The organism is Lactobacillus sp. X-49, from assembly GCF_057063645.1.
On the sequence record NZ_JBXSQM010000018.1, the window covers coordinates 16122 to 31358 of the forward strand.

Here is a 15237-nt window from a genome sequence, read left to right on the forward strand (position 1 = left end):
GGTGTAAACGCTATTATTTAAAAATGTTTATTTACATTTCTTTTGGTGCGTTAACACCTAATAACCGAAGTGCTTCCGTTAAGACTAAAGAAGTTGCTTGAACAAGTGCTAAGCGAGAATTGATTTGATCATCATTAACTAATATCTTCACGTTAGCATAGTATTTATTGAACTTTTTAGCCAAATCCAATGAATATTTGGCAATCACAGAAGGCTCAAATTTTTCACTACTGCGTTTAATAATTCTTGGGAAATCAGCCAATGATTTTGCCACACCGAAAGCCCAGTTATCATCAAGCTGTACACCATCTAAACTTGGTTTTTTGCTCAATTCTTCACCTTTACGCAAAACGCTTTGCGCACGCGCATTAGTGTATTGTACATAAGGACCGGTATCACCCTCAAAGCGTACTACTTCATCTAAGTCAAAGTCAAAGTTTTCAATTCGATCATTCTTTAAATCGTGAAAAACAACGGCACCAACCCCGACATCATGAGCAACTTGCTCTTTATTAGCCAATGACGGATTTTTCTCATTAATCTGCTCACGCGCAAGATTTACTGCATCTCTTAACACTTGGTCTAAGAATACAACGTTGCCTTTTCTGGTAGATAACTTTTTTCCATTTTGCGTAATTAACCCAAACGGAACATGATAAATTTCATCTGACCAATTATACCCCATTTTCTTTAAAACAGTTTTCAATTCAACGAAGTGATGTGCTTGCTCATTACCGACAACATAGAGCATTTTGACAAAATTGTAAGTTTTCATTCGGTAAATTGCGGCTGCCAAATCCCGCGTTAAATAAATACTACTACCATCAGATTTCACAATCATGGCAGGATTTTCATCTTCCCCCATATCAACAACTTGAGCACCTCGTGATTCATGCAGTAAACCTTTTTCTTTTAGTTCATCAATTACCGGCTGCATCTTGTCGTTGAAGAAAGCTTCACCTTTATACGAATCAAAGGTAACCCCTAACTCTTGATAAATCCGCTTGAAATCGGCTAAGGAGACATCACGGAACCATTGCCATAATTTAACGGCTTCTGGATCTCCTTTTTCTAATTTTTTAAACCAAGAACGTCCCTCATCATCAAGTTCTGGATTTTTTTCAGCCTCTTCATGAAATTTAACGTAATACTTAAACAGATTCATAATTGGATCTTTTTTGACATCTTCTTCATTACCCCAATGTTTATAAGCAGAGATTAACTTACCAAATTGAGTACCATAATCACCCAAATGGTTTATTTTAATTGGAGTATAACCCACCTTTTTTAGGGTTTCTGCAATCGAATTACCAATCACAGTTGAACGTAAATGCCCCATTGACATTGGCTTAGCAATATTAGGGCTAGACATATCGATAGGAACATTGCCCTCGCCTAAATGTTGGTCACCATAATGCTCTTTTTGAGTTAATACTTCTTGTAGAGTTTGTGAAATCAACTTTTCATGATTAATAGCAAAGTTAACGTATGGTCCAACTGCCTGAATACTGGTAAAATCTTCACTTTGCAACTTTGCGGCAATACCTTGAGCAATTTCAACTGGATTTTGATGCAACACTTTTGCCAATGTAAACGCTGGAAAAGCATAATCACCCAACTTTTCGTTTTTAGGACGTTCAATTAATTGATTAATCTTCTCTTTAGGCAAATCAACTTGACTTGCTATTAACTTAACCACTTTAGTTTTGAAATTCATCTTTACCTCCTAAGACAAATAAAAAAACTCTTCCTTCATTACGAAGGAAGAGACGAGTTTTCACCCGCGGTACCACTCTATTTGATACGATAAAGTATCCGCTTATTAAATTTGTTAAATTTACCGTTAGACACGCCTTCAGACAATTCTTTCGTTCGTCTCACACCACCACGAACTCGCTGAGTGAACATAATTGCTTACTACTTCTAACTTCTTCAACTTCAGATTATAACAGGAAAAGACGTTCAAGCCAATACTTTTAATTATTTTTAATTACCACTTTGGTTTCAGCTGGGACATGTTCAACAATCCAACGCGAATCGGGTACACTCAGCCTTATGCAGCCATGCGAACCAGGTTGCACTCCTAATTTGCGTGCTTGTTTAATATTATATTTACCATTACTTTTGGTTGGCACAGAATGAAAAAGATAGGTATCATCATTACTCCAGCTTACCCAGTTATTGGCACCTTCGTTCAATTGAGGATTATAAAAAGAGGAGCCCCGATTATGATTAATCTTGAAAGTTCCAGTCGGTGTTAGTGACTTACCGTTTTTAAACAAACCAGCACTTGCAATCATTGTATAGACCCTTGTATTACCACGCAGGATATAAACTCGATTACCTTTAAGCGAAACCCTAATTGTCAAATCATTCTCTAAACGTTTTATATGTGGATATGGTCCAGTTTGACTAGTTCTACGCCAATTATATGGTACTCGTAAATTCTTAGGATCATGATATGGTCGATATGACGCAGGAGTTTTTAAAGTGGAAATTGTCTTAGTCGAGGAATCACTGACATCATTAGAACTATTAGGCATGGAAATTCGCGCTAGACTAATTACACAAATTAACAGGATAAGAAAATATGTAATTGGCTTTAAAAGATTATTTTTCATACTGGCTTAATCTCTCCAAACTCAAATTAATTTATAAAATATTGTTAGCTACCGTATTCTTTCATCAAATGTGGGATTAATGCACTTAACTTCGTTGGTTTAACTATATATTCCGTTTGAGCAATCTTATCACCAGCTAAGGAATGAAGATATACTGCTGCTAATATCGAATCAATTCCAGCACCAAACTGTGCTATAAAGCCACCAATAATTCCAGCTAAAGTATCTCCCATACCACCAATAGCCATTCCCGGGTTACCCAAAGGATTAAGATAAATCTGACCATTAGAATCATAAATCTTAGTGTGATTGGACTTTAACACTAAAATAGCATTTTTTCTAGGAAAAAGATTATTTAACGCTGCCAAATTCGCTGCATCGGTTTGAAATGGAATATGAATTTGGCTAAGACGTTGCCACTCCATTTGGTGCGGAGTAAGGATAATTTTACCCGCTTTCTCTGGTAACAGCTGGTGATTAGCTGCAATTAAATCTAGTGCATTAGCATCTAGAACTAGCGTTTGATGACTTGTTATCTCTTGACAAAGCAATTTCAGCAAATTTTTTGCCGTCTCTTTAAGACCTAGCCCAGGGCCACAGACAATAACATCCATTTTTTTAATTAAATCGGAAATATTGTGTTGGTGCCAATCAAGATACATGATTTCTGGATCCCTAGCATGTAAGGCAGTCAAATTAAGAGAGTGAGTCACCACTACCACCAATCCAGCTCCACTATTTAGCGCTCCTTCAGCTGCCATGATAATGGCACCACCATAATTTTCATTACCTCCAATTAACATTACGCGGCCATAGTCACCCTTGTGACTCTTACTACGTCGCTTTTTAATAACCTTAGTCAATACAGCTTGCGAAATTTCAATCATTCTATCCACCAAAAAGCCAGCGCCAAAACCGAACAAAAATGTTAACTTTTGTCGTTGATTGTAAAGCCCTAACCGGTAACTTTATACCGTCAGGGTTATTAAGAGAAATTAATTTTGAACCACCCGCGGTAAAATTATATGAGCTAACAATTTGGCCAACTTTAACAGGAGCATCAACTGTTTCATTAGTTAATCTCGCCTTTAATTGCTGATTAGTTGGTACCCAAATTACACTATTTTGTTTCATTCCGATTCCAACTTGTTTTTTTTGACCAGCATTGACCTTAATAGTTGTTTCTCCCATAATCACTTCATTTTGATGAAATACAACTGGATGGTAATTGTGGTACAGATAACGCAAAAGTATATCAGTCTGTTCAAAACGTGCTGGATCAGTACCATTTAAATGACGTGCTCCCATAACAACCGTAATTAGTCGTGCACCTGCATGTTTAGCTGTTGCAATAAAGCAGGCACCAGCGGCATCTGTTGTGCCAGTTTTTAAACCATCAATTTTTAATTGTGAGTGATATTGGGGCAAGCCTTTAAGCATCCAATTAAAATTAGTCATCGGTGTTTTGAAATTCTGATCAATAAAGTCGAGGCGTGGAATTTTTGTTGTTTTAATTATTTCTGGAAAGTCATTAACTAAATGTTGTCCCACAACTGCTATATCTTTTGCTGACATCATATTTTCAGCGTTGCCAGTCACATTTGGATAAGCATCTGTACCTACACTCTTATTAGGCAAGCCGCAGGTTGTATAAATTTTGGCATCATTAATTCCCCACTTTTGCAATTGCATACGCATTTGCTTAACAAAGGCTAGTTGTGAACCACTAACAGCTTGGGCAAGCATCATTGCTGCACCATTAGCCGATTCTATGAGAGTTGCTTGATAAAGCTGCTGAATATTATAAGAATGCCCCATTCTTAGTGGGACGTTGGAAAAATCACGATTAGTAGAAACAGCAACAATTTGCCTTGTAGGCTGTAAAGTTGTATCCCACTTGATTTTTCCCTCATCTATAGCCTTAAGGGTCAAATAAACCGTCACTAATTTAGTCATTGATGCAATTGGTAATGATTGATTGACATTTTTTCCATATAGAATTTGTCCACTTTTACTATCGATTGCAATAGCAGATTTCGCTTTTAGGTCTAATTGATCATGATGATAATTAGTCGGTACTTCTTGGGCGCTAACTGTTCTTATCGGTAAAAGCAGCCCAATTATCGCAACTAGAACCAAAGTTATATTTTTGATTTTATGCTTCAATGAGATAAAACCCCTTTCAGAATGTTTTTGAAATTTATTTGCGTTTTATGCTTACATTTTACCAAATTTTTGGTATTATTATTACTGGTTTTAATATAATTAGCCCCGATGGCGGAATTGGCAGACGCGCAGCGTTCAGGTCGCTGTTTAGGTAACTAAGTGAAAGTTCGAATCTTTTTCGGGGCATTTAATAATTAATAAAGACTAATCCATATGGATTAGTCTTTTTGTGTATTATCAGACTTTACTTTGCTATTTTAACATAATTGTATTATTATAATGTCAGAAAGGAATGAATAATAGTCCATTCGCGATAAGACTATTATGGGTACTTAAAAAATCATGAACAAACAGCTAACTAAATCTAATGATAGAATCGTTGCAGGTGTATTTGGTGGTATTGCTGAATACTTTGGCTGGGACAAAGCATGGACAAGAATTGGTGGCGGTGTTTTAGCTTTTTGCACACAATTTGGCTTAATAATGTATCTTATTGCCGCGATTGTTATGCCTTCTAAACCCAAGCATGATCCAAATGACGATGGTGAATATCGTCAACTTTAAGGTTGTACATACCTAATTTAATTGTTAAAATAAAGTTCCTTGGCAGGGGCAGCAAAAAGCTTTTCTTTTTGCAATTCAAACCAAAAACGCTATTGCTCAAATAAGGCAATAGCGTTTTTCTATGCTTTAAGATGTAATTTACGTAATATAGGGACAACCTTGTCACCCAATATTTTTTGGGCCAAGTTCGATTTTATCGCAGCAATACCATATATTAACCCACCAACAATGATTGAAGCTACGACAATCACAAGTGCTGGCAAACTCCTAGTTGGCTTCAAGAATATTTCTAAGCCTTTTTGCATTAATAAGACGCCGAAAAACATAATTAATGAGAAAACAGTAATTCCGATAAAGCGTCGACTCGTTCTGTCCTTGTTAAAATCAAAAGTCACTTCAAGATGTTTAAGAGCCAAGAAAATAATAACCAGCATACCTAAATTAGTTGCAATTAGGGGGCCGAAAATTTTAAAAACATAAATCATTGGATATTGGATTATTAACTTAACCAAAATCCCTAATATCAAATATTTGATTGCCAAACTATTTTCTGATAATCCCTGAAGGATTGCCATTAATACAGTAAACAAACCCAAAGTGATAGCTGTAAAAGATGATAAATATAAGACATTTGATCCTAATTGATCATAACCGTAGAAAATAGTATAAACTGGTGTAGCAATACTGGCCATTCCAAATGCAGCTGGAATCATTACAAACAAGAACAAATCGAGCGTATTACCAACCTGATCGGAAATGCTATGATAATCGTGTTTTGCTCTTGCAGCCGAAAGCAATGGTATAGCAGTGACAGCCATTGCACTGGCAAGTGAAACAATAATCATAATTAATTTGTTAGCATTAAGTGCAAACAGTGCATACCATATTTCAATCGTATTGTAGCTAGCATGAGTCAAACTAGCAATCATTGGGTGAAAAGTGTATTGATCCACCAAATAAAAAAGTTGGATTCCAGCATCAATAATAATAAACGGAATGGCTTGCTCAATTATTTCAGAAAACAATGCAAAGGTTGAAACCTGTATTTTGTTTTCTGAATTTTCAACCAAATAATTTAAATTTTTCCGTCGAGAAAGTAAAAACCAAGCTAAAATAACAATTCCAAAAAATGCACCTATAGCTGCTGCTAGGTTTGATTGCACCACAGCATCAACAAAGTTACCGTGTTGTACTTGCATAATCACATAAGCTGTCAACAACATCCAAACTACTCGTGCCAATTGCTCAATAAATTGTGATAAAGCCGACGGCATCATATCTGCATACCCTTGAAAATAACCTCGCATGATACTCAAAATTGGAATTATCAAAATGGCATAAGACAAACTCCGCATCACGGCAACTTGCCTTGGATCACTTCTTGATCCATTTGAAGCCAAAAGAGGTGAGGCAAAATACATCACTGCAGCTGATATGACTCCCAGGATGACCATCAAAACTAGTCCTCGGCGAAACAGCTTACGGCCGACTCCATACTCATTCATTGCATTATATTTTGCAACTTGTTTTGCAACTGCTCCCGGAATTCCTGCAGTTGAAATTAGAATAAAAATACTATAAATATTATAACTTCGTGCAGTCAGTGCATTGGCAATGTTGCCATAAGGCGACATCCATTGGAACCATGGAATGATGTACAATGCTCCTAATATGCGCGAAGTAATAGAACCAAAAGTCATCCACGCACTACCCTTGATAAAGACATCTTGCGTGCTTTGTTTTGTTGAATTATTTTCTTTCATTAATATTCCCTAAATCTAGTTTACTAACTAATCTATTTTGCAACAAAAGCGTTACTTAACAACAAATATACTAACCATTTTAGGAAAAATTAACTTTATTTAGCAACGATATTGACAATCTTATTTGGAACAACAATAACTTTTTTGACTTCTTTACCAGTTAAAAACTTTTGTACATGTGGCAAAGCTAAAGCCTGTTTTTCTACTTCATCTTTTGCTGTATTCACTGGGGCATTAAAGTTTCCACGTAGCTTACCATTAACTTGAACCATAATTTCAGCAACTGACTCAACTAATTTAGCTGGATCATAAGTTGGCCACTTCGCGAATGTTACCGATTCTTCATGACCAAAGATTTGCCATATTTCTTCCATCATATGCGGTGCTATTGGAGCAATTAAAGTAATAAATCCTTCGGCATATTCTCGCGGAATTTGTTTTGCTTTTTGGGCTTCGTTGATAAAGACCATTAGTTGAGAAATTGCTGTATTGAAGTGTAAAGCCTCAAAGTCTTCAGTTACCTTTTTAACAGTTTCATTATAAACTTTATCAAGAGTACCATCATTGTCATTAACAATATTGGCTTGTGGAATTGCTTCAAGATCAAGGTCATTTACAAAAAGACGCCAAATTCGATCCAAGAATTTCTTTGTAGATGCTGGACCATTATCGTCCCAATCAATAGAAGCATCTAATGGTCCCATAAACATTTCATACATACGCAAACTGTCAGCACCATATTCGTCGATTACTTCATCTGGATTAACAACGTTGCCCTTGGACTTAGACATCTTTTCATGATCTTTCAAAATAAGCCCCTGGTTGTATAGGCGCTGGAATGGCTCTTTATTAGGTACAACGCCAAGATCATAAAGAACCATATTCCAAAACCTAGCATAAAGCAAGTGCCGAACAGCATGCTCAGCGCCACCAATGTACAAATCAACTGGTAACCACTGTTTAAGCAAATCATAATCTGCTAATTTTTGATCATTATGCGGATCAACGTAACGCAAGAAATACCACGACGAACCAGCCCAGTTAGGCATTGTATTGGTTTCACGCTTACCCTTACGGCCATTTTTATCTACCACATTAACCCAGTCTTTTAAGTTTACTAACGGGCTTTCTGGAGTGCCTGATGGTTTAATATCAGTTGCATGTGGTAATACAAGTGGCAGCTCATCTTCAGGGACAAGTGTTGTTTCACCATCTTCCCAATGGATAACCGGAATTGGTTCACCCCAGTAACGCTGACGACTAAATTCCCAGTCACGCAACTTGTAATTAACTTTTTCTTGACCAACATTATGCTCTTGCAGCCAAGCCACCATTTTCTTCTTTGCATCGTCAATGGTTAGCCCATTTAAAAAATCAGAGTCAAAGTGCGGGCCATCCCCAGTATATGCTTCTTTAGAAATATTTCCGCCCTTAATTACGGCTTTAATTGGCAAATTATACTTTTGGGCAAACTCATAGTCTCTTGTATCATGCGCTGGCACAGCCATTACCGCACCGGTACCATAACTTGCTAAAACATAGTCGGCAATCCAAATTGGAATTTTTTCATTATTTACCGGATTAATTGCATAAGCTCCTGTAAAGACCCCAGTCTTACTTTTATTTAAATCAGTTCTTTCGAGATCAGACTTAGATTCAATTTGTTTAAGATATGCTGCAACTTCAGCTTGATGATCAGCCGTCATGATTTTTTGGACTAATTTATTTTCTGGAGCTAATACAGCGTAAGAAGCACCAAATAAGGTATCTGGACGAGTAGTGAAAACATCAAATGTTTCGGATGAATTTTCTACTCTAAAGGTAACTTGTGCTCCAACTGAACGTCCAATCCAATTACGCTGCATTTCTTTAATATTTTCTGGCCAATCAAGGTTATCTAGTCCAGCTAATAATCGATCTGCATACTTAGTAATCCGCAACATCCACTGTTTCATATTACGGCGATAAATTGGGTACCCACCACGTTCAGTTTTACCATCAACAATATCTTCATTAGCAACAACTGTACCCAAATCCGGTGACCAATTAACTGGAACCTCTGCTTCATAGGCTAAGCCATTTTTATACATTTGCTCGAATGTCCATTGTGTCCACTTATAATATTTAGGATCACTCGTTGCAATTTCTCGGTTCCAATCATAAGAAAAGCCAAGTTTGTTAAGTTGGCGCTTAAAATTAGCAATATTTTCCTTTGTTACAACTGCTGGATCCTGACCAGTTTGTAATGCATACTGTTCAGTTGGCAATCCAAAAGCATCCCATCCCATTGGGTGAAGAACATTATATCCTTGACTGCGTTTCATTCGCGAAACAATATCCGTTGCGGTGTAACCTTCTGGATGACCAACGTGTAATCCCTTACCTGATGGGAAAGGGAACATATCTAAAGCATAATAATTTTTCCGTTGAGGATCGTTACTTGTTTTAAATGTTTGATTTTTAGCCCAATAATCCTGCCATTTTTTCTCAACAACTTTGTGATTGTACATACTTTACCTCATAAAAAAAGTCCTATGAAATTTCATAGGACGAATAATCGCGGTACCACCTAAGTTTCACGCACCCTATGGCGTGACCCTCGTTGCTCCTTAACGCGGATAGCAAACGATAGGCATCACTCAGGCTCAGTTCGCTACATGTCTTGCAAGCCTTGCACCACCCGGCTCTTCTCTATTCCAAGGCATAATAGTTACTAGTTCCTAATCCTTTACTTAATTAATGATTATAATTTACCACAAATGTGGGAAAAAGCAAGAGGCTAAGACAGTCTTAGGAGTATATTAAATAGAGAAAGCCACGACATCGCTTTATTTTTTTAGCAATAATGATTATAATTTAACCGAAGTATAAAAATAAGAGGAGAAAGTTATTGATTACCGACAACCGTTCAAGAAAAGACACAATTATTCCCGCAACAATTTTTTTGGTTTTATATGCTATTTGGGCAATGCTTGTTGCATCAGGAAACCAATTTATTTATCAATTTGATCAAAATATAATTGAACTAATCTGCAATAATAATCCGGTTAATATCAAGTTTGCAACTACATTTACCGTTTTGGGAAATACTAGTGTTATTACAATTGAAACAATTATTCTCTGTATAGTTCTGGTAATCTTTAAAAAATATGCTTACATGTTTTTTACCGCTGGAACCATGATAGCTGCTAACGGTTATAACTGGATTAGTAAACATGCAATTGCCCGTCATCGACCATTCGTACACCACTTAGTTGAAGCTCACGGGTATAGCTTTCCTTCCGGACATTCGGTTGGCAGTGCAACCTTGTTTGGAATTCTAATTGTCTTAACAATTTTATTAATTAAAAACAAACCGTTAAAAGTAGTTTTGTGTATTGTTTGGGTATGTTTTCCATTATTAATTGGTTATACCAGAATATTTGATCACGTCCATTACCCTTCAGACGTATTGGGTGGGTTTTTAGAAGGAATTACTTTTCTATTAATTGGTTATTCTTTCTTATATCATTATTATTTAGAGAATTAAGAAGTTATCAATATGATGATAAAATATGTAGTCAAAGAAAAACAGGCAAAGTTTGCCTGTTTTTTTACTTTTATAATTAAAACAATTAAAAGTGAATTAATCCAAAAGCACCTAGCTAATTAATAGCTTAGTGCTTAAAGAAATCCTAAACTGTTTCATTCAAATTTTATTATTTTTTTTTATAAATACAATTGAAAATAAATGACAAAATAATTGCAATTAATGAAACGATATAAACGCCCTTTAAACCACTGAATAGAACCTGACGTAATTGCGGCACCAAGTTAGAAGCCAACTCTTTTGCCTTAGCTGCAGACACTATTTTGTTCATCATGTTTTGGGTGAGTTCCGGTCTTTTAGCTATCTGGTTTGCGACAACCGTATTGAAAGTAATACCATAAATAGACACCAACATGGTTTGTCCTAGATAGCGCATTAAAGTATTGAAAGAGGTTGCTACACCAACGTTTTGCGGCTCAACTAAAACCTGTGAACGAACCTGCGCAGCAGTAATAATTGATCCAAAGGCAAAGCCATTTATAACTGCTATAAAGCAAAAGACCCAAAATGGTGTATAGATTGGAACTACTAATAAGAGTATGTCAGCAATTAAGAGTAGGGTCAGCATCCCAAAGAAAGATTTACGCACACCCCAGTGTTTAAGTAATCCACCGATTACAAATGAGCCAACGACCCACATTACAGAACTAGGTGTAACAGCAAATCCGGCAATAGTTGCAGATGTGCCATTAATCCCTTGCATCCATGTTGGGATATAAAATTCAAATCCAATTACTACACCTGAAATTAAGAGCGTAATCATATTTACAGCTTGAAATTCTCGATCTTTTAAAATTGATAATGGCATAATTGGATCAGTAGCTCGTTTTTCTGCCTTGAAGAAGGCAATCGCACTTACAATAATTAAAGCTGCTAATAAAGTGATAAATATTGGGCTCAGAGAACTTAGCTCTTGAAGTGTAAACATTAAAGCCAACAATAAAGCGACTAACCAGAATGTACCTTGAATATCTAATCTGGTCTTTTTAGTTTCTTTACTTTCATGTAAGAATATTACAACTAACAAGAAAGCAATCAGTCCAATTGGAACATTAATATAAAAAACCCAATGCCAAGATAATTTTTGAACAATAAAACCACCAAGAAGTGGGGCAATAACAGAGGCTACTCCCCAAAAGCCAGAATTAAGGCCAAGCATTTTTGCACGTTTATCCAAACTATATAAATCCGCAATAATCGTCATTGCCACCGGTTGAACAGCACCAGAACCTAAGCCTTGAATAACGCGAAATAAAATCAGTTCGATCATGTTATGTGCTTGACCACAAAGCGCAGAACCAACAACAAATAAGGCTATCCCAAATAAAAAGACTGGTTTACGACCAATGCTATCTGATAATTTTCCATATAGCGGGGTCGATACAGCGGTCATAAATAAGAAGATTGAAACAACCCAGTTCATAATTTCTAGACCATTAAGATCTGAAACAATCGTTGGCATAGCGGTTGAGACAATCGTGCCTTCAATAGCAGACATAAAGGTTGTCATAAAAATTGCAAGTGTAATTATTAATACATTTGTTTTTTTCAAAATTACATATCCTAACTAATTATTCTCTTGAACAAAATCTAGTAGTTCCTGAACTTTATCGGTATGTTCCCATGGCAAATCAATGTCAATACGTCCAAAATGACCATAGGCAGCAGTTTGTTCATAAATAGGTCGGCGCAAGTCTAGCATTTTAATAATTCCTGCGGGACGCAAATCAAAAATATGACGAACAGCTTTAGTTAACAATTCATCACTTACCTTACCAGTACCTGAGGTATCAATCATGACTGATACAGGATTTGCAACACCAATAGCGTAGGCAAGTTGTACCTCGCAGCGATATGCTAATCCAGCTGCAACGATGTTCTTTGCTACGTAGCGCGCAGCATAACTAGCACTACGGTCAACTTTGGTTGCATCCTTGCCTGAGAATGCCCCTCCACCATGACGAGCATATCCGCCGTATGTATCCACGATAATTTTTCGACCAGTTAATCCTGAATCACCTTTAGGTCCACCAATAACGAACCGGCCAGAAGGATTAATTAAGTATTTGGTTTCTTCGTCAAGATATTTTGCTGGAATGACTTTTTTGATTACTAAATCAATCATAGCCTGACGGATTTCTTCATTGGTTACCTCAGCATTTGTTTGCGTTGAAATAACGACGGTATCAACGCGCTTCGGTTTATTATTTTCATCATACTCTACAGTAACTTGGGCTTTCGCATCCGGTTCCAACCAAGTCAACGTACCATCTTTACGTAGTTTAGACACTTGTCGCATTAATGCATGAGCCAATGAAATTGGCAGTGGCATCAGTTCTGGTGTTTCTTTAATTGCAAAACCAAACATTAATCCTTGGTCACCTGCGCCAATTTGGTCAAGTTGATCTTGGTCATCCTTATTTTCCCTTGTTTCAAGCGAATGATCTACTCCCTGTGCAATATCAGGTGACTGTTCATCAATATCAAGCAAAACAGCACAGTTATTACCATCAAAACCAAGTTCAGGCTTATCGTAGCCAATTCGTAAAACTGTTTTACGAACAATTGCTTGGATATCAACGTATGCACTTGTTGATATTTCACCAAAAACATAAACAATCCCAGTATTAACGATGGTTTCACATGCTACATGAGCTTCAGGGTCTTTAGCCATAATTGCATCTAAAATTGCATCCGAAATTTGATCCGCAATCTTATCAGGATGTCCTTCAGAAACTGATTCCGAGGTAAATAAACGTTTTTCCATAATAGTAGTCCCCCTATAGATATACAATACTATTCGGTTACAAGGCAGCTCCACTAATGGATCCTTTCAGGACTTGAACCGATAACTAATTCGTTCTTCTTGTAAAAAAATAGGATCACCGCAGATCCGGTAATCCTAGAACGATGGAGGATACAGGGCTCGAACCTGTGACCTCCTGCTTGTAAGGCAGATGCTCTCCCAGCTGAGCTAATCCTCCAAAGTGACCCGTACGGGATTTGAACCCATGTTACCGCCGTGAAAGGGCGATGTCTTAACCACTTGACCAACGGGTCAATATTTCTGAATCAAGGCAATTTAATAATATACCTATCAAAAGATAAATTAAATAATTTGATTCAATATTATCATTCCATAAATAATGGCGGTGCAAACTTATTTCACACCACCACTATTTATGGAGGATACAGGGCTCGAACCTGTGACCTCCTGCTTGTAAGGCAGATGCTCTCCCAGCTGAGCTAATCCTCCAAATTGTCGTCATCTCCTGACCACTCTTAATAATTTAGCATAACATTTTGGACTTGTCCAGAAATTTTTGTGCTTTTTTCGAAATTTTCATAGTAACTATCAGATTAGTTCTTTTTTTGTTCATAATGTTACAAAATTATAATTACTTAAGTTTGAAATTAATAAGGATGAAACATGAATTTTTTACACCAAATATTTTTTAGTACTACTTTTTATCAATTTTTTGTTAGCAATCACCATTTTTTACTTTCAAAGACAAGAACTGCGTTTGATTAAATGAGGCTTAGCTTTTGGGCAAAACTCAAATATAAATATTACTTTTACAAAGTTCTTGGTTTTGGTTTATCAGTGGTTTTAATTTTACCGTTTTGTTTTTGGCTATTTGCTTGAATTGGTACCATAACGATATAACAATAATAGCAACACTTCTTATTAATCTTTTAACTATTGCTGCTGTCTGGGCTACCATATATTTATATCACAAGGATTATCAAAAAAAGTTATTGTCAATGGAGTCAGCACCTACGTGCCTCAGGAACTTGATAATAGCTCTTCAATGCTGTAAAGAATGGCAGCTCATATAATAATCTGGTTAATGCTTACGGCGAGCCTAATGGACTACATGAGAATGTTGTTCTTGGTAAGAGAAACATTACTGTAGTTTATGACACTGGTATCAAAGCTAAGAGCGCTGGAGCAAACGCAAGCTTCACATACGCTGATAACAAATTAGTATCTAAAACTCAAACTAATTTAAAATACAATATCTATCTTAAATTTCAGGAAGAAGTAATGAAAATTATGCCAAAGCGAGACGTACATATAAAAGAATACAAAAGCAAAAAACGCGAACGTACTTTTAAGTTCCACCTCTATCTCGGTATGGATGAAAATGGCAAACGCGTTAATATCACGAGGCAAGGATTTAAAATATATAACGATTCCAAACTCACTTATGACCAATTACGCGCCAATGGTACAACTGGTTATCAGAAACCAAAGCAAATAAAAAAGCTAGACACATTGCTGTATCAGCCTTTTATCATTATACAGCGGAGTGTGAGAGATTTGAACTCTCGATACAGGTAAAGCCCATATACATGATTTCCAATCATGCTCCTTAAGCCACTCGGACAACACTCCAAGAAAAACTCCGGCTGTCAGACTCGAACTGACGACATCTTGATTAACAGTCAAGCGCTCTACCAACTGAGCTAAGCCGGAATATTAAAAAAGCACGGCAGCTTCCTACCCTCGCAGGCAGTCTCCCACCAACTA

Annotated in this window: 11 protein-coding genes, 6 tRNA genes, 1 pseudogene and 1 riboswitch; of the genes and pseudogenes, 5 read left to right on the forward strand and 13 right to left on the reverse strand. The window is 36.6% G+C overall.

The annotated features are described in order from the left end of the window. Nucleotides 1-31: 31 nt before the first annotated feature. The 4 genes from argS to ACYIAQ_RS08205 all read right to left on the reverse strand — a co-directional run bounded on the left by argS (nucleotide 32) and on the right by ACYIAQ_RS08205 (nucleotide 4793). Nucleotides 32-1717 carry an arginine--tRNA ligase gene (argS, locus tag ACYIAQ_RS08190; protein ID WP_483563324.1) on the reverse strand — a complete coding sequence of 562 codons (1686 nt, stop codon included), beginning with the start codon at nucleotides 1715-1717 and terminating at the stop codon, nucleotides 32-34. 259 nt (nucleotides 1718-1976) lie between these two features. Further along, on the reverse strand, nucleotides 1977-2621 hold the full coding sequence (locus ACYIAQ_RS08195; protein ID WP_483563323.1) for a L,D-transpeptidase: 645 nt from the start codon (nucleotides 2619-2621) through the stop codon (nucleotides 1977-1979). Nucleotides 2622-2665: 44 nt separating this feature from the next. Beyond that, nucleotides 2666-3508, reverse strand: a complete 843-nt coding sequence (locus ACYIAQ_RS08200; protein ID WP_483563322.1) for an NAD(P)H-hydrate dehydratase — start codon at nucleotides 3506-3508, stop codon at nucleotides 2666-2668. 1 nt (nucleotide 3509) lies between these two features. Continuing rightward, a complete protein-coding gene (locus tag ACYIAQ_RS08205) occupies nucleotides 3510-4793 on the reverse strand; it encodes a serine hydrolase (RefSeq protein ID WP_483563341.1) in 1284 nt (427 codons plus the stop codon). Between the two features lie 96 nt (nucleotides 4794-4889). On the opposite strand from ACYIAQ_RS08205, the gene ACYIAQ_RS08210 reads away from it, so the two are divergent. Next, nucleotides 4890-4973, forward strand: a tRNA-Leu gene (locus ACYIAQ_RS08210). A 156-nt stretch (nucleotides 4974-5129) separates the two neighbouring features. After that, on the forward strand, nucleotides 5130-5351 hold the full coding sequence (locus ACYIAQ_RS08215; protein ID WP_122018592.1) for a PspC domain-containing protein: 222 nt from the start codon (nucleotides 5130-5132) through the stop codon (nucleotides 5349-5351). Between the two features lie 119 nt (nucleotides 5352-5470). On the opposite strand, the gene ACYIAQ_RS08220 is transcribed toward ACYIAQ_RS08215, so the two are convergent. Continuing rightward, entirely contained in the window at nucleotides 5471-7114 is a 1644-nt protein-coding gene (locus tag ACYIAQ_RS08220; protein WP_483563321.1) for a putative polysaccharide biosynthesis protein, read from the reverse strand. A gap of 95 nt (nucleotides 7115-7209) precedes the next feature. Beyond that, entirely contained in the window at nucleotides 7210-9624 is a 2415-nt protein-coding gene (gene leuS, locus ACYIAQ_RS08225) for a leucine--tRNA ligase (protein ID WP_483563320.1), read from the reverse strand. Between the two features lie 458 nt (nucleotides 9625-10082). Here leuS and ACYIAQ_RS08230 point away from each other — a divergent pair, with 458 nt between their 5' ends. Continuing rightward, a complete protein-coding gene (locus ACYIAQ_RS08230; RefSeq protein WP_483563340.1) occupies nucleotides 10083-10643 on the forward strand; it encodes a phosphatase PAP2 family protein in 561 nt (186 codons plus the stop codon). 169 nt (nucleotides 10644-10812) lie between these two features. On the opposite strand, the gene ACYIAQ_RS08235 is transcribed toward ACYIAQ_RS08230, so the two are convergent. The 5 genes from ACYIAQ_RS08235 to ACYIAQ_RS08255 all read right to left on the reverse strand — a co-directional run bounded on the left by ACYIAQ_RS08235 (nucleotide 10813) and on the right by ACYIAQ_RS08255 (nucleotide 13959). Beyond that, on the reverse strand, nucleotides 10813-12255 hold the full coding sequence (locus ACYIAQ_RS08235; protein WP_483563319.1) for an MDR family MFS transporter: 1443 nt from the start codon (nucleotides 12253-12255) through the stop codon (nucleotides 10813-10815). Between the two features lie 15 nt (nucleotides 12256-12270). Beyond that, nucleotides 12271-13470, reverse strand: coding sequence for a methionine adenosyltransferase (gene metK, locus ACYIAQ_RS08240; protein ID WP_483563318.1), 1200 nt, complete (start codon nucleotides 13468-13470; stop codon nucleotides 12271-12273). Then, a riboswitch (SMK box riboswitch) is annotated at nucleotides 13468-13554 on the reverse strand. (Overlaps the previous gene by 3 nt.) Before the next feature lie 60 nt (nucleotides 13555-13614). Further along, nucleotides 13615-13687: transfer RNA gene (locus ACYIAQ_RS08245), tRNA-Val, on the reverse strand. A 4-nt stretch (nucleotides 13688-13691) separates the two neighbouring features. Then, nucleotides 13692-13763: transfer RNA gene (locus tag ACYIAQ_RS08250), tRNA-Glu, on the reverse strand. A gap of 123 nt (nucleotides 13764-13886) precedes the next feature. Then, nucleotides 13887-13959: transfer RNA gene (locus ACYIAQ_RS08255), tRNA-Val, on the reverse strand. A gap of 564 nt (nucleotides 13960-14523) precedes the next feature. Between ACYIAQ_RS08255 and ACYIAQ_RS08260 the strand changes: the two are divergent. Together ACYIAQ_RS08260 and ACYIAQ_RS08265 are read left to right on the forward strand one after the other, a co-directional pair. Beyond that, nucleotides 14524-14703, forward strand: a pseudogene (locus ACYIAQ_RS08260) (DUF3862 domain-containing protein); the annotation flags it as partial. 48 nt (nucleotides 14704-14751) lie between these two features. Next, on the forward strand, nucleotides 14752-15048 hold the full coding sequence (locus ACYIAQ_RS08265; protein ID WP_483563317.1) for a hypothetical protein: 297 nt from the start codon (nucleotides 14752-14754) through the stop codon (nucleotides 15046-15048). Here ACYIAQ_RS08265 and ACYIAQ_RS08270 read toward each other — a convergent pair. Together ACYIAQ_RS08270 and ACYIAQ_RS08275 are read right to left on the reverse strand one after the other, a co-directional pair. Further along, nucleotides 15013-15102: transfer RNA gene (locus ACYIAQ_RS08270), tRNA-Ser, on the reverse strand. The genes ACYIAQ_RS08265 and ACYIAQ_RS08270 overlap by 36 nt on opposite strands. Before the next feature lie 8 nt (nucleotides 15103-15110). Beyond that, nucleotides 15111-15183: transfer RNA gene (locus tag ACYIAQ_RS08275), tRNA-Asn, on the reverse strand. Nucleotides 15184-15237 lie beyond the last annotated feature (54 nt).

Excerpts from the sequence above, each read along its gene's own strand:
- argS (WP_483563324.1), bottom strand. The coding sequence starts at position 1,717 with ATGAATTTCAAAACTAAAGTGGTTAAGTTAATAGCAAGTCAAGTTGAT.
- ACYIAQ_RS08195 (WP_483563323.1), bottom strand. The coding sequence starts at position 2,621 with ATGAAAAATAATCTTTTAAAGCCAATTACATATTTTCTTATCCTGTTA.
- ACYIAQ_RS08200 (WP_483563322.1), bottom strand. The coding sequence starts at position 3,508 with ATGATTGAAATTTCGCAAGCTGTATTGACTAAGGTTATTAAAAAGCGA.
- ACYIAQ_RS08215 (WP_122018592.1), top strand. The coding sequence starts at position 5,130 with ATGAACAAACAGCTAACTAAATCTAATGATAGAATCGTTGCAGGTGTA.
- ACYIAQ_RS08220 (WP_483563321.1), bottom strand. The coding sequence starts at position 7,114 with ATGAAAGAAAATAATTCAACAAAACAAAGCACGCAAGATGTCTTTATC.
- leuS (WP_483563320.1), bottom strand. The coding sequence starts at position 9,624 with ATGTACAATCACAAAGTTGTTGAGAAAAAATGGCAGGATTATTGGGCT.
- ACYIAQ_RS08230 (WP_483563340.1), top strand. The coding sequence starts at position 10,083 with ATGCTTGTTGCATCAGGAAACCAATTTATTTATCAATTTGATCAAAAT.
- metK (WP_483563318.1), bottom strand. The coding sequence starts at position 13,470 with ATGGAAAAACGTTTATTTACCTCGGAATCAGTTTCTGAAGGACATCCT.
- ACYIAQ_RS08265 (WP_483563317.1), top strand. The coding sequence starts at position 14,752 with ATGAAAATTATGCCAAAGCGAGACGTACATATAAAAGAATACAAAAGC.